15 protein-coding genes and 1 pseudogene are annotated in these 12,511 nt (G+C 65.0%); 15 read left to right on the top strand and 1 reads right to left on the bottom strand.

The window, feature by feature from the left end; translation table 11 throughout:
* The first annotated feature begins 3 nt into the window (after positions 1-3).
* From ACWW36_RS21995 to ACWW36_RS22040, 10 genes and pseudogenes are all read left to right on the top strand, one after another.
* Positions 4-789, top strand: coding sequence for a helix-turn-helix transcriptional regulator (locus ACWW36_RS21995; RefSeq protein WP_456138082.1), 786 nt, complete (start codon positions 4-6; stop codon positions 787-789).
* Positions 786-2,231, top strand: a complete 1,446-nt coding sequence (gene sufB / locus ACWW36_RS22000) for a Fe-S cluster assembly protein SufB (protein WP_456138083.1) — start codon at positions 786-788, stop codon at positions 2,229-2,231. Before ACWW36_RS21995 ends, sufB begins: the two co-directional genes overlap by 4 nt.
* On the top strand, positions 2,232-3,401 hold the full coding sequence (sufD, locus tag ACWW36_RS22005; RefSeq protein WP_456138084.1) for a Fe-S cluster assembly protein SufD: 1,170 nt from the start codon (positions 2,232-2,234) through the stop codon (positions 3,399-3,401).
* The gene (sufC, locus tag ACWW36_RS22010; protein ID WP_456138085.1) at positions 3,401-4,168 is read left to right on the top strand and encodes a Fe-S cluster assembly ATPase SufC; all 768 of its coding nucleotides are present in this window, start codon (positions 3,401-3,403) and stop codon (positions 4,166-4,168) included. Before sufD ends, sufC begins: the two co-directional genes overlap by 1 nt.
* 1 nt (position 4,169) lies before the next feature.
* Positions 4,170-5,420 (top strand): cysteine desulfurase, encoded by a 1,251-nt coding sequence (locus tag ACWW36_RS22015; RefSeq protein WP_456138086.1) that lies wholly within the window; start codon positions 4,170-4,172, stop codon positions 5,418-5,420.
* A pseudogene (gene sufU / locus ACWW36_RS22020) lies at positions 5,417-5,912 on the top strand (Fe-S cluster assembly sulfur transfer protein SufU). Before ACWW36_RS22015 ends, sufU begins: the two are co-directional and overlap by 4 nt.
* Positions 5,887-6,234 (top strand): metal-sulfur cluster assembly factor, encoded by a 348-nt coding sequence (locus ACWW36_RS22025; RefSeq protein ID WP_456138087.1) that lies wholly within the window; start codon positions 5,887-5,889, stop codon positions 6,232-6,234. The pseudogene sufU and the gene ACWW36_RS22025 overlap by 26 nt, the downstream one beginning before the upstream one ends.
* A gap of 82 nt (positions 6,235-6,316) precedes the next feature.
* Positions 6,317-7,630, top strand: a complete 1,314-nt coding sequence (locus ACWW36_RS22030; RefSeq protein ID WP_456142579.1) for an MFS transporter — start codon at positions 6,317-6,319, stop codon at positions 7,628-7,630.
* A 34-nt stretch (positions 7,631-7,664) separates the two neighbouring features.
* Positions 7,665-8,219 carry a hypothetical protein gene (locus ACWW36_RS22035; RefSeq protein ID WP_456138088.1) on the top strand — a complete coding sequence of 185 codons (555 nt, stop codon included), beginning with the start codon at positions 7,665-7,667 and terminating at the stop codon, positions 8,217-8,219.
* A 10-nt stretch (positions 8,220-8,229) separates the two neighbouring features.
* Entirely contained in the window at positions 8,230-9,117 is an 888-nt protein-coding gene (locus ACWW36_RS22040; protein WP_456138089.1) for a bifunctional helix-turn-helix transcriptional regulator/GNAT family N-acetyltransferase, read from the top strand.
* On the opposite strand, the gene ACWW36_RS22045 is transcribed toward ACWW36_RS22040, so the two are convergent.
* Complete coding sequence (locus tag ACWW36_RS22045) at positions 9,114-9,620, bottom strand: phenylacetaldoxime dehydratase family protein (protein ID WP_456138090.1); 507 nt, start codon at positions 9,618-9,620, stop codon at positions 9,114-9,116. The two genes, ACWW36_RS22040 and ACWW36_RS22045, sit on opposite strands and share 4 nt — an antisense overlap.
* 131 nt (positions 9,621-9,751) lie before the next feature.
* On the opposite strand from ACWW36_RS22045, the gene ACWW36_RS22050 reads away from it, so the two are divergent.
* From ACWW36_RS22050 to trxA, 5 genes are all read left to right on the top strand, one after another.
* On the top strand, positions 9,752-10,390 hold the full coding sequence (locus tag ACWW36_RS22050) for a hypothetical protein (protein WP_456138091.1): 639 nt from the start codon (positions 9,752-9,754) through the stop codon (positions 10,388-10,390).
* Positions 10,387-11,106 carry a flavodoxin family protein gene (locus ACWW36_RS22055; protein WP_456138092.1) on the top strand — a complete coding sequence of 240 codons (720 nt, stop codon included), beginning with the start codon at positions 10,387-10,389 and terminating at the stop codon, positions 11,104-11,106. Before ACWW36_RS22050 ends, ACWW36_RS22055 begins: the two co-directional genes overlap by 4 nt.
* Before the next feature lie 17 nt (positions 11,107-11,123).
* The gene (locus ACWW36_RS22060) at positions 11,124-11,756 is read left to right on the top strand and encodes an RNA polymerase sigma factor (protein WP_456138093.1); all 633 of its coding nucleotides are present in this window, start codon (positions 11,124-11,126) and stop codon (positions 11,754-11,756) included.
* Positions 11,757-11,829: 73 nt separating this feature from the next.
* Entirely contained in the window at positions 11,830-12,069 is a 240-nt protein-coding gene (locus ACWW36_RS22065; RefSeq protein ID WP_456138094.1) for an anti-sigma factor family protein, read from the top strand.
* A gap of 62 nt (positions 12,070-12,131) precedes the next feature.
* The gene (gene trxA, locus ACWW36_RS22070; protein ID WP_456138095.1) at positions 12,132-12,497 is read left to right on the top strand and encodes a thioredoxin; all 366 of its coding nucleotides are present in this window, start codon (positions 12,132-12,134) and stop codon (positions 12,495-12,497) included.
* Positions 12,498-12,511: the final 14 nt, after the last annotated feature.

Consider the following 12,511-nt stretch of genomic DNA (forward strand, 5'->3'; position numbering starts at 1 on the left):
ACTATGGCGCCCGTCACCATAAGGGTGCCCTTGCTGGACCCGGTTTCCGAATTCCGTCACAATAGTGTTGTGAAATTCCCGCAGGACGCTGGAACGGACCGCCACACCCGTGGCGCGATCGTGCAGCTCTTGCTGGAATCCGGACCGATCACCGCGGGAGAGATCGGCGAGCGGCTCGGAATCTCTGCTGCGGGCGTGCGCAGGCACCTCGACGCCTTGATGGACGCCGGCGACGCGCAGTCGTCCGCGGCGGCGGCATGGCAGCACAGCGGGCGCGGCCGCCCCGCGAAGCGGTACCGGCTGACCTCGGCGGGCCGGGCCAAGCTGGGCCACACCTACGACGATTTGGCGGTCGCCGCGATGCGTCAGCTGCGGGAGATCGGCGGCGACGACGCCGTGCGCACCTTCGCGCGCCGGCGCATCGACAGCATTCTGGCGGGCGTGAACGACGGATCCGACGACGTCGAGTCGAAGGCCGATCGGGTCGCGACGGCGCTGACCAAGGCCGGTTACGCGACGAGCACCACGCCGGTCAGCGGACCGATCCACGGAATTCAGCTCTGCCAGCACCACTGCCCGGTGTCACACGTGGCAGAGGAGTTTCCAGAGCTGTGCGAGACCGAACGCGAGGCGTTCGCCGAGATCCTCGGTACCCACGTGCAGCGGCTCGCCACGATCGTCAACGGCGACTGTGCGTGCACCACGCATGTCCCGGTGGACAAGACAACAACCCTTCGGCGCACAGCCCGCGTCGAAGCCACCACGAGCAAGCAAGGAGCGTCGACATGACGACCACCCCCGAGGTCCACAAGGTGGGCGAACCGCTCAGCCAAGATGAGGCCATCGCCTCGCTGAGCCGGTATGGCTACGGCTGGGTGGACTCCGACGTGGCGGGTGCCAGCGCGCAGCGCGGGCTGTCCGAGGCGGTCGTGCGGGACATCTCGAGCAAGAAGAACGAGCCGGAGTGGATGCTGGAGACCCGGCTGCGCGCGTTGCGGACGTTCGACAAGAAGCCGATGCCGAATTGGGGCTCCAACCTCGAGGGCATTCACTTCGACAACATCAAGTACTTCGTGCGCTCCACCGAGAAGCAAGCCGCGACGTGGGACGACCTGCCGGAGGACATTCGCAACACCTACGACAAGCTCGGTATCCCCGAGGCCGAGAAGCAGCGGCTGGTGTCAGGTGTTGCCGCGCAGTACGAGTCGGAGGTCGTCTACCACCAGATCCGCGAGGACCTCGAGGCGCTCGGCGTCATCTTCCTCGACACCGATACCGCGCTGAAGGAACATCCGGAGATCTTCAAGCAGTACTTCGGCACCGTGATCCCCGCCGGTGACAACAAGTTCTCGGCGCTGAATACCGCTGTGTGGTCGGGTGGTTCGTTCATCTACGTCCCGCCCGGTGTGCACGTCGACATCCCGCTGCAGGCCTACTTCCGGATCAACACCGAGAACATGGGCCAGTTCGAGCGCACGCTGATCATCGTCGACGAGGGCGCCTATGTGCACTACGTCGAGGGCTGTACCGCGCCGATCTACAAGAGCGACTCGTTGCACTCGGCGGTCGTCGAGATCATCGTGAAGCCCGGTGGCCGTTGCCGTTACACCACGATCCAGAACTGGTCGAACAACGTCTACAACCTGGTGACCAAGCGCGCCCGCGCGGAGGCCGGCGCCACCATGGAGTGGGTCGACGGCAACATCGGGTCGAAGGTCACCATGAAGTACCCGGCCGTGTGGATGACTGGTGAGCACGCCAAGGGTGAGGTGCTCTCGGTCGCGTTCGCCGGCGAGGGACAGCATCAGGACACCGGTGCGAAAATGCTCCACCTGGCGCCGAATACGTCGAGCAACATCGTGTCCAAGTCGGTGGCCCGCGGCGGTGGCCGCGCGTCCTACCGTGGCCTTGTTCAGATCAACAAGGGTGCACACGGGTCGCGCTCGAGCGTGAAATGCGATGCGCTGCTGGTCGATACGATCAGCCGCAGCGACACCTACCCGTACGTCGACATCCGTGAGGACGACGTCACGATGGGTCACGAGGCGACCGTGTCCAAGGTCAGCGAGGATCAGCTGTTCTATCTGATGAGCCGCGGCATGACCGAGGACGAGGCGATGGCCATGGTGGTTCGCGGCTTCGTCGAACCGATCGCCAAGGAGCTCCCGATGGAATACGCGCTGGAGCTCAACCGGCTGATCGAACTTCAGATGGAAGGCGCGGTGGGCTAGGTGGCGGACCTGACTACTGCGGTCGAGGGAATCAACAAGGGGGAGCTGTTCACGTCATTCGATGTCGACGCCTTCGAGGTGCCGCACGGACGTGACGAGATCTGGCGATTCACCCCGCTGCGCCGGCTCCGCGGGCTGCACGACGGCTCCGCAACGGCGACCGGCCACGCTCACATCGACGTCACCGAGCGTCCCGGCGTGACGACGGAGATCGTGCGCCGTGGTGACAAACGACTGGGCCAGGGCGGCGTGCCCGCCGACCGCGTTGCCGCGCAGGCCTTTTCGTCGTTCAACCACGCGACGATCGTCAGCGTAGACAAGAGCGCCGTCGTCGAGGAGCCGATCGAAATCGTCGTCACCGGGCCCGGCGAAGGCGCGACCGCGTACGGGCACCTGCAGGTGCGCATCGACGAACTCGCTGAAGCGGTGGTCGTCATCGACCAGCGCGGCAGCGGAACCTACGCCGACAACATCGAATTCGTGATCGGCGACGCGGCGCGTCTGACGGTGGTGTCGATCGCCGACTGGGCCGACGACGCTGTGCACGTCAGCAGCCACCACGCCTCGCTGGGCAAGGACGCGGTGCTGCGGCATGTCGCGGTGACCCTCGGCGGCGACCTGGTGAGGCTCACCGCGCGTGCCCGGTTCTGTGCGCCGGGAGGCGACGCGGAGCTTCTCGGCCTCTATTTCGCCGACGACGGCCAGCACTTCGAGTCTCGGCTGCTGGTCGACCACGCCCAGCCCAACTGCCGCTCACACGTCACGTACAAGGGTGCGCTGCAAGGCGATCCGGAGTCGAACAAACCCGACGCGCACACAGTCTGGGTGGGCGACGTGCTCATCCGGGCCAACGCGACGGGAACGGATACGTTCGAGACGAACCGCAACCTGGTGCTCACCGACGGCGCCCGTGCCGACTCGGTTCCCAACCTCGAGATCGAGACCGGCGAGATCGTCGGCGCCGGACACGCCAGCGCCACCGGCCGATTCGACGATGAGCAGCTGTTCTACCTACAGGCCCGCGGCATCCCCGAGGACCAGGCCCGCCGGCTGGTCGTGCGCGGCTTCTTCGGCGAGATCATCGGCAAGATCGCCGTGCCGTCGGTACGTGAACGCCTGACCGCCGCCATCGAACACGAACTTGAACTAACCGAAGGAATCAAGAACTGATGACCACACTGGAAATCAAGGACCTCCACGTCAGCGTCGTCTCCAAGGAAGACGGCACCGACATCCCGATCCTCAAGGGCGTCGACCTCACGGTGAAGTCGGGGGAGACGCATGCGCTGATGGGGCCCAACGGATCCGGCAAGTCCACGCTGTCCTATGCGATCGCCGGCCACCCGAAATACAAGGTGACCTCCGGATCGATCACGCTCGACGGCCAAAACGTCCTCGAGATGAGCATCGACGAGCGCGCCCGCGCCGGGCTGTTCCTGGCCATGCAGTACCCGATCGAGGTGCCGGGTGTGTCGATGTCGAACTTCCTGCGGACCGCGGCGACCGCTGTCCGCGGTGAGGCGCCGAAGCTGCGGCACTGGGTAAAGGAAGTCAAGACGGCGCTGGAAGCGCTCGAGATCGACCCGTCTTTCTCCGAACGCAGTGTCAACGAAGGCTTTTCGGGCGGCGAGAAGAAGCGTCACGAGATCCTGCAGCTCGCGCTGCTGAAGCCGAAGATCGCCATTCTCGACGAGACCGACTCCGGCCTCGACGTCGACGCGCTGAAGGTGGTCAGTGAAGGGGTCAATCGGTACGCCGAGGAAACCCATGGCGGGATCCTGGTGATCACGCACTACACCCGGATTCTGCGTTACATCCAGCCGCAGTTCGTGCATGTCTTCGTCGGCGGACGCATTGTCGAGTCCGGCGGCCCGGAGCTGGCCGACGAACTCGACGCCAAGGGATACGAGCGCTTCACCCAGGCGGTCGGAGCCTGACATGACCGCTGCGCAGGCTCTGGACCTTACCAAGATCAGGGCGGACTTCCCGATCCTGAAGCGGGTGATGCGCGGCGGAAATCAGCTGGCCTATTTGGATTCCGGCGCGACGTCGCAGCGCCCCGTTGAGGTGCTCGACGCTGAGCGCGACTTCTTGCTGACGTCCAACGGCGCGGTTCATCGTGGCGCGCACCAGCTGATGGAGGAGTCCACCGACGCCTACGAGCAGGGCCGCGCAGACATCGCGGCGTTCGTCGGCGCGGACGCCGATGAGCTGGTCTTCACCAAGAACGCCACCGAGGCCATCAACCTGGTGTCCTACGCGTTGGGTGACAACCGGTTTGAGCGCGCCGTCGGCCCCGGTGACGTGATCGTCACGACCGAGCTCGAGCACCACGCGAACCTGATCCCGTGGCAGGAGCTGGCCCGCCGCACCGGCGCGACCTTGAAGTGGTACGGCGTGACGGACGACGGGCGTATCGACCTGGATTCATTGCAGCTCGACGAGCACGTCAAAGTGGTTGCGTTCAGCCATCATTCGAATGTCAGCGGCGCCGTCGCACCCGTGGCGGAGCTGGTTGCGCGCGCGAAGGCGGTGGGCGCGCTGACGCTGCTGGACGCGTGCCAATCCGTGCCTCATCAGCCTGTGGACTTCCACGGGCTGGACGTCGACTACGCGGCGTTCTCCGGTCATAAAATGCTGGGCCCCAACGGCATCGGCGTGCTGTACGGCAGGGCGGAGCTGCTGAACGCGATGCCGCCGTTCATCACCGGCGGCTCGATGATCGAAACCGTGACGATGGAAGCCACCACCTACGCGCCGGCGCCACAACGATTCGAAGCGGGTACGCCGATGACCTCACAGGTCGTCGGGCTGGCCGCAGCAGCACGGTATCTCGGCGCGATCGGCATGGACGCCGTCGAAGAGCATGAGAACGAGCTCGTCGCGGCGGCGCTGGACGGCCTTTCGGGCATCGACGGCGTTCGGATCATCGGACCGATGTCGCTGGAAAACCGCGGTTCGCCGGTGGCGTTCGTGGTCGACGGCGTCCACGCGCACGACGTGGGTCAGGTGCTCGACGACGACGGGGTCGCCGTCCGGGTGGGTCACCACTGCGCGTGGCCGCTGCATCGCAGGTTCGGCATCGCCGCCACCGCGCGGGCATCCTTCGCCGTCTACAACACCCTTGACGAGGTGGACCGGTTGGTGGCCGGCGTGCGGCGTGCCGTCGACTTCTTCGGCAAGGACTGAGCGTGCGGCTCGAACAGATCTATCAGGAAGTGATCCTCGATCACTACAAGCATCCGCATCATCGCGGGCTGCGGGAACCGTTCGGCGCCGAGGTGCAGCACGTCAATCCCACCTGCGGCGACGAGGTGACGCTGCGTGTTGCGTTGAGCGACGACGGCGAACGAGTGAACGACATTTCCTATGACGGACAAGGCTGTTCGATCAGCCAGGCCTCGACGTCGGTACTGACGGATCAGGTCATCGGCCAGACGGTCGGCGACGCGCTGAAGACCGTCGCGGCGTTCACCGAAATGGTGTCGTCGCGCGGGACCATCGAGGGCGACGAGGATGTCATAGGCGACGGCATCGCATTCGCCGGCGTCGCGAAGTACCCCGCACGGGTGAAATGCGCCCTGCTCGGATGGATGGCATTCAAGGACGCGCTCGCACAGGCATCCCACACACAGGATTCAAATGGAGGTGGAAGATGAGCGAAACAGCCGTACCGGATGACGAACTGCTCGCCGATCTCGAAGAGGCGATGCGCGACGTCGTCGACCCGGAGCTCGGCATCAACGTCGTCGACCTCGGCCTCGTCTACGGCTTGAACGTCGAGAAGGGGGAGCAGGGCAACGTCGCGCTCATCGACATGACGCTGACCTCGGCGGCCTGTCCGCTCACCGACGTCATCGAGGATCAGTCGCGCACCGCGCTCATCGGCAGCGGCCTCGTCAACGAGCTGAAGATCAACTGGGTCTGGAATCCGCCGTGGGGCCCGGACAAGATCACCGAGGACGGCCGCGAACAACTGAGGGCTCTGGGCTTCACCGTCTAACGGTTTCGATCACCGCGCGTACAACCCTGTCCGGGGGCGGTCTGTTCGGGGATGGTCGGTCAACGTGTCCGCCCCGCCCAAACTGCCGTCGCCCGACATCCAACTCCCCGTCGGTGAGCGTTCCGATTCCACGATCCGTACCGCGCTGTTGGCCAGCCTCGTCGGAACGACCGTCGAGTGGTACGACTTCTTCCTGTACGCGACCGCGGCCAGCCTCGTTTTCAACCACGCGTTCTTCCCGGATCAAAGCTCGCTTGTCGGGACGCTGCTCTCGTTCGCCACATTCGCCGTCGGATTCGTAGTCCGGCCCATCGGCGGCTTCGTCTTCGGCCACGTCGGAGATCGCATCGGCCGCAAGAAAACTCTCGCGTTGACCATGATCCTGATGGGCGGCGCGACCGCGTTGATGGGTCTGCTGCCCACCGCGGCGCAGATCGGCGCACTCGCCCCGGCGTTGCTGCTGGTGCTGCGCATCGTGCAGGGCATTGCGCTTGGCGGAGAATGGGCCGGCGCCGTCTTGCTGGCAACCGAACACAGCCCTGCACACCGGCGCGGACTCGCAGGCAGCGTTCCCCAGGTCGGTTTGGCACTCGGACTGGCTTTGGGCACAGGGGTTTTCGCGCTGCTACAGATCGTGCTGCCCGACGACGCGTTCGCGTCCTATGGTTGGCGCATCGCATTCCTGATCAGCATCGTGCTGGTCGCCTTCGGTCTGGTCGTGCGGTTGAAAGCCGCCGAGACACCGGCTTTCGAGAAGGTCCGCGCCGACGATGACCGCTCACCCGTCCCGCTGCGTGAAGTGTTCCGGCCGCCGGCTTTGCGGTCAACGGCGTTGGGTCTGTTGTCGCGATGGGGTGAAGGCGCAGCCTTCAACACGTGGGGCGTGTTCGCCATCTCGTACGCGACGGGCACCTTGCACCTCGCACGGGTTCCTGTGCTCATCACCGTCACAGTCGCGGCGCTGCTGATGGCGGCGCTCTTACCGGTGTCCGGCCTGCTGGCCGACCGATTCGGTGCCCGCGCGGTGTACGCGAGCGGGATCGCTGCCTACGGGCTCGCGGTGTTCCCGGTGTTCGCACTATTCAACACGCACAGCATCACGGCGTACGCACTCGGAATGTTGTTGGTATTCGGGGTCATTCACGCGTGGTTCTACGGCGCCCAGGGCACGCTGTACGCCTCGCTGTATCCCACGCGGATCCGCTACACCGGCCTGTCCACGGTTTATCAGCTCTCCGGTGTGTACGCGTCGGGGTTGACCCCGCTGATCCTGACCGCGTTGATCGCCGCCGCGAACAAGTCGCCCTGGCTGGCTTGCACGTACCTCGTCGCCACGGCGGCGATCAGCGTGGTCGCGACATTGCTGTTGAGGCAGGAGTCGGTACGCGAGTTCTGAGGACGTTCGGCCGCCGAGTGTTCAGAATGTAGCGGTGGTTACCGTGCCGGCCGTCGTGTGGCGAGGCGGTGCCTTTCGGCGAGCGGTGACGGTCGGCGGCGCGGTGGGGCTCGGCCTGGCTGCGATGGCGTGGCTGGATTCCGGCTTCGTGCTGTCAGCGGCCATCGTGTTCGTCGTCACCGGGCTCGTCTACGGCATCTGGATGCATCGCCGAATGGCACGCTACTGGCCAGGGGCGCGCAACCTCACCGGTGCGCAACGGGTGGAAGTCGCACGCACGGCCCGACGCGGTGAACAGCTTCACGACGCCGGACTGGCTCAGGCAGTCATCGACTACAGCCGCGGAATGCATGCATCGGTCGACAGAGCTCGACCGTTTCGATGGGTGTTTCCACTCGTTCTTGTCGTCGCTCTTGGCACGGCGGTATGGGATGCCGTGTTCGGCAGCTGGGGCAACGCCGTGGCCTCCGGCATTTACATTGTGCTGCTGGCGCTCGAGCTGTTGTGGTGGCCGAAACGCCAGGCGCAGCTCCTCGCGAACGCTGATCGGGCGGCGGAAATGGCCGCAGGTTTGAAAACCTCTGACTAAGGTCAGAGATATGACCGCGGAGATGGTCGCGCAGGTCCGGCGGTTCAACCGCACCGTCACGCAGCGGATCGGCGTGCTCAGCGAGAACTTCCTGGCCAGTCACCGGTCCCTGGGGCAGAACAGGCTGCTATGGGAGATCGGCGCCGACGGCTGCGACATCCGCTCGCTGCGTGCGCGCCTCGATCTCGACTCGGGTTACGTCAGCCGGCTGCTCCGGGCACTGCAGGCGGACGGCTTGATCGCCATCGAACCGAGTGCGAGCGACGGCAGGGTGCGGATCGCGCGGCTCACCGACGCCGGGCGGCGTGAACTCGCCACGCTGGACCGTCGTTCCGACGACGCCGCCGCCGCGATTCTGCAACCGCTGAATACGCGGCAACAAGACCGGCTCGTTACCGCCATGGCCGAGGTGGAGCGACTGCTGATCGCGTCGACGGTCGAGGTGCGCGAGTGCGACCCGCGTCATCCCGACGCCCGATTCTGCCTGCAGACGTACTACTCCGAGCTCAAGGTTCGGTTCCGCGACGGCTACGACCCGGCGGTCAGCCCAGTCGCCGACGACGAAATGACCTCTCCCGCTGGGCTGCTGCTTGTCGCGCGGCTCCACGGTGAGGCCGTCGGCTGTGGCGCGTTGATCCTCCTTCCCGGCAACGTCGGGTTGGTCAAGCGCATGTGGGTGGCCCCTGCCGTGCGTGGGCTCGGTCTTGGGCGTCGCCTGCTGTTCGAACTCGAGGACCGCGGCCGCGCCCACGGAGTCCGCCTGATGCGTCTGGAAACCAAGGACGAGCTCGCCGAGGCGGTGCAGATGTACCGAACGTCCGGCTACCGCGAAGTCGCTCCGTTCAACGACGAGCCCTACGCCGATCACTGGTTCGAAAAACCGCTCCAGCAGCGCTAGCTCGGGTAGTACTCGGCCTCCGAAACCACCGGTGCGACCGTCGGCTCCTCGGCGGGCAGCGCCCGACGCCGCGCCGAGAACATCGCGCCGCGAGCCGGACGTGTCGGCGCAAACCGGGCCATGCCGCTCGGACGGTTCATGTCGTCGTAGATGGCTTCCACGCCACCACCCATCAGGTACGTCTCGTGCCAGAAGCCGGTTCCGCCAGAGTCTTTCAGAAACTGCTGCCACCAACGTTTGTGCGGCTCCGATCGGGTCCAGCGCTCCAGGCTGTCGAGGTCGCGCCAATATTGGCGCATACCGAGGTGCGGCGGGAGCAGCGACCAGATGAAATCCTCATGCAGGAGCAGGCCATCCGGCTGTTCCTTCCACGACTTTTGGATCTGGGGTCCCAATCCCAACAAGCGAAGCATTCCGCGCGGACGCCGCACGCGCATACCCAGGTAGACCACGACGAGGTTTGGGTATGCGCTCAGATCCACGGTTAGGCGCTCTACTGCCATACGACCCTCCTGGCACGGGTAAGGCGAGCGTAGGTCAGTCGAACTCGGTTATCGCTCGTTTAGGGCCTTACGGATGTGTAACGCTGAGGACGGGTCACGTCACTACACAGGGAAGCCGGAGAGGAGCCACAATGGGTGACGGTTTCGACGAGACCTACGTCGGCACCCGACGCCAATTGCGCGGCGTCGCAGAAAGCCTGATCGCCGGACCGCAGTACCGTGCGGCCGGCACCGTCCGGCTTGCCGTGCGGCCGGACGGCTTCGCCGGGGTCGCCATCCCGCTGGCCGTGCATGGCACCGAACTGGTTCTGCCGAACGATGCGGTTGCCCTCGCGGCGCCGCTGTCCGTGATAGCCGAGATCGTCGGCATAGACGCCGGGCCGCCCGAAGGGGCGTACGACATCGTCGACCCGTTGCCGGCCGGCGCCGTCCTCAAACTCGACATGGCTGCCACCGACTGGATTCACCGCAGCCACTATGCCGGCGGGCATGCGCTGAAACGCGTTCTCCCCGACTGTCATCCAGTGTTATGGCCCGAACACTTCGATGTCGCCGTCACCGAAAACGAGGTGACCTACGGCGTATCGGTAGGCGACGACTACCACCCGACGCCGTACGCGTATGTCGGCCCCTGGGTCAAACGCACGGGCCCGTTCTGGAATGCGCCGTTCGGAGCGCTGTACCCACTCAATCCGTCGCACGACGTCGACGCTCTGGCGTCGCGTATTGCCGATTTCTTCGAGCGTGGCCGAAGGGAACTCCTCAAGTGACACAAGACATCGATCTGGACTTCGGCGGCCTGCGAGCCCTGTTCATCAACTGCACGTTGAAACGGTCGCCGGAGGTGAGTAACACCCAGGGACTCGTCGACATCAGCGCGGCAATCATGGAAAAACACGGAATCGCCGTCGAGGTGGTCCGTGCAGTCGACCACGATATCGCGACTGGCGTGTGGCCGGACATGCGCGAGCACGGCTGGGTCACCGACGACTGGCCGGCGATCTTCGAGAAGGTGCTGGCATCGGACATCCTGGTACTCGCCGGCCCAATTTGGCTGGGCGACAACAGCTCTGTGATGAAGCAGGTGCATGAGCGCCTCTACGGTGGTTCACATCTGCTCAACGACGCCGGCCAGTATCTGTACTACGGCCGCGTCGGCGGATGTCTGATCACCGGCAACGAGGACGGCGTCAAACACTGCGCGCAGAACGTGCTGTACACGCTGCAGCACATCGGCTACACGATCCCGCCGCAGGCCGACGCCGGCTGGATCGGTGAAGCGGGACCGGGTCCGTCGTATCTGGATCCCGGTTCCGGCGGCCCCGAGAACGATTTCACCAACCGCAACACCACGTTCATGACGTGGAACCTGATGCACCTGGCCCGCATGCTCAAGGCAGGCGGCGGGGTTCCGGCGTACGGAAACATCCGATCAGGGTGGGACGCGGGGTGTCGGTACGACTTCACCAACCCGGAATACCGCTGAGCGCTACCGTGACCGTGATGACCGAAACAGTCGACGAGACGACGCTGATCGGCGCGCTGCGCGGCGGCGACGAAGCCGTGTTCGCTCATCTCGTCGACCAACACACGCCATCGATGCTGCGCGTAGCGCGTGGCTACGTGCCCAGTCACGAGATCGCCGAAGAGGTCGTCCAGGAGACATGGATCGCACTGCTGAAAGGCATCGACAAGTTCGAAGGCCGATCGTCGCTTCGCACTTGGCTTTTCACCGTGATGATCAATATCGCCAAGGCGCGCGGCATCCGCGAGCGTCGCGACGCGGACACGGCCATGCTCGCGTTCACCGGCGGCACTGTCGACCCTGCGCGATTTCGCACCGGCGACGACCCGTGGCCCGGGCACTGGAGAGAAGGCGAAGAGCCGTCACCATTCCCAGATACGCCAGAGGGTTCGGTGCTTGGGGACGAGCTCGTCGACGTTGCCCGACGCGAACTCGACAAGCTGCCCGGACGGCAGCGGGCTGTCGTCACACTGCGAGACATGCTCGGGTTCGATTCGGCGGAGGTGTGTCAGCTGCTCGACATCACCGCCGCCAACCAACGAGTGCTACTGCACCGCGGCCGGGCCGCGGTCCGGCATGTGCTCGAAGACTATTTAGAGGACCGCTCATGAGCACCCGAAGACGACCGCGAGTGAGGATCGCAGCGAGGAACGAGCGAGGACCGGAGCGAACGGGAGTCGAGGCATGAGCATCGGACCGATGGACTGCAATGAACTTGTCGAGCTGGTGACCTCCTACCTCGACGGGTCGCTAGATCTGGAGACCCGCGCGCGTTTCGACATGCATCTGCTCGACTGCGACGGCTGCGAAAACTATCTGCAGCAGTTCCGTGAAACGGTCCGCACGGTCGGCAAGATTCGCGACGACGAGCTCGACCCAGCGTTCCGCAGCCGCCTGCTGGACGCGTTCAAGGACTTCCGCTGAACGGCCGTTTGTGCCGTCCGTATGGTGGGAACACACAGCTAGATACCAGCGTTAGGAAGATCGTGGCTACCAAAGACATCACCGCCGAACAGTTCAACGACACCATCACGGACAACGAGATCGTGCTGGTGGACTTCTGGGCGTCGTGGTGCGGCCCCTGTAAGGCATTCGCTCCCACGTTCGCGGCCTCCTCGGAGCAGCATCCGGACGTTGTGTACGCGAAGGTCGACACCGAGGCCGAGCAGCAGCTCGCGGCCGCGGCCGACATACGCTCGATCCCTACGCTGATGGCCTTCAAGAAGGGCAAGCTGGTGTTCAACCAAGCCGGAGTCCTTCCGCCCGCGGCGCTTGAGGAACTGGTCCAGAAGGTCAAAGAGTTCGATATCGACGCCGCGATCGCCGCTCAGAACAACGGCCAGCCGGAATAGCAGGCAGCACGCGA

It is taken from the genome of Mycobacterium sp. MMS18-G62, assembly GCF_053877835.1.

Bases quoted from the DNA above. Each gene is read 5' to 3' on its own strand.
- ACWW36_RS21995 (WP_456138082.1), top strand. From the start codon at position 4: ATGGCGCCCGTCACCATAAGGGTGCCCTTGCTGGACCCGGTTTCCGAA.
- sufB (WP_456138083.1), top strand. From the start codon at position 786: ATGACGACCACCCCCGAGGTCCACAAGGTGGGCGAACCGCTCAGCCAA.
- sufC (WP_456138085.1), top strand. From the start codon at position 3,401: ATGACCACACTGGAAATCAAGGACCTCCACGTCAGCGTCGTCTCCAAG.
- ACWW36_RS22015 (WP_456138086.1), top strand. From the start codon at position 4,170: ATGACCGCTGCGCAGGCTCTGGACCTTACCAAGATCAGGGCGGACTTC.
- ACWW36_RS22025 (WP_456138087.1), top strand. From the start codon at position 5,887: ATGAGCGAAACAGCCGTACCGGATGACGAACTGCTCGCCGATCTCGAA.
- ACWW36_RS22040 (WP_456138089.1), top strand. From the start codon at position 8,230: ATGACCGCGGAGATGGTCGCGCAGGTCCGGCGGTTCAACCGCACCGTC.
- ACWW36_RS22045 (WP_456138090.1), bottom strand. From the start codon at position 9,620: ATGGCAGTAGAGCGCCTAACCGTGGATCTGAGCGCATACCCAAACCTC.
- ACWW36_RS22050 (WP_456138091.1), top strand. From the start codon at position 9,752: ATGGGTGACGGTTTCGACGAGACCTACGTCGGCACCCGACGCCAATTG.
- ACWW36_RS22060 (WP_456138093.1), top strand. From the start codon at position 11,124: ATGACCGAAACAGTCGACGAGACGACGCTGATCGGCGCGCTGCGCGGC.
- ACWW36_RS22065 (WP_456138094.1), top strand. From the start codon at position 11,830: ATGAGCATCGGACCGATGGACTGCAATGAACTTGTCGAGCTGGTGACC.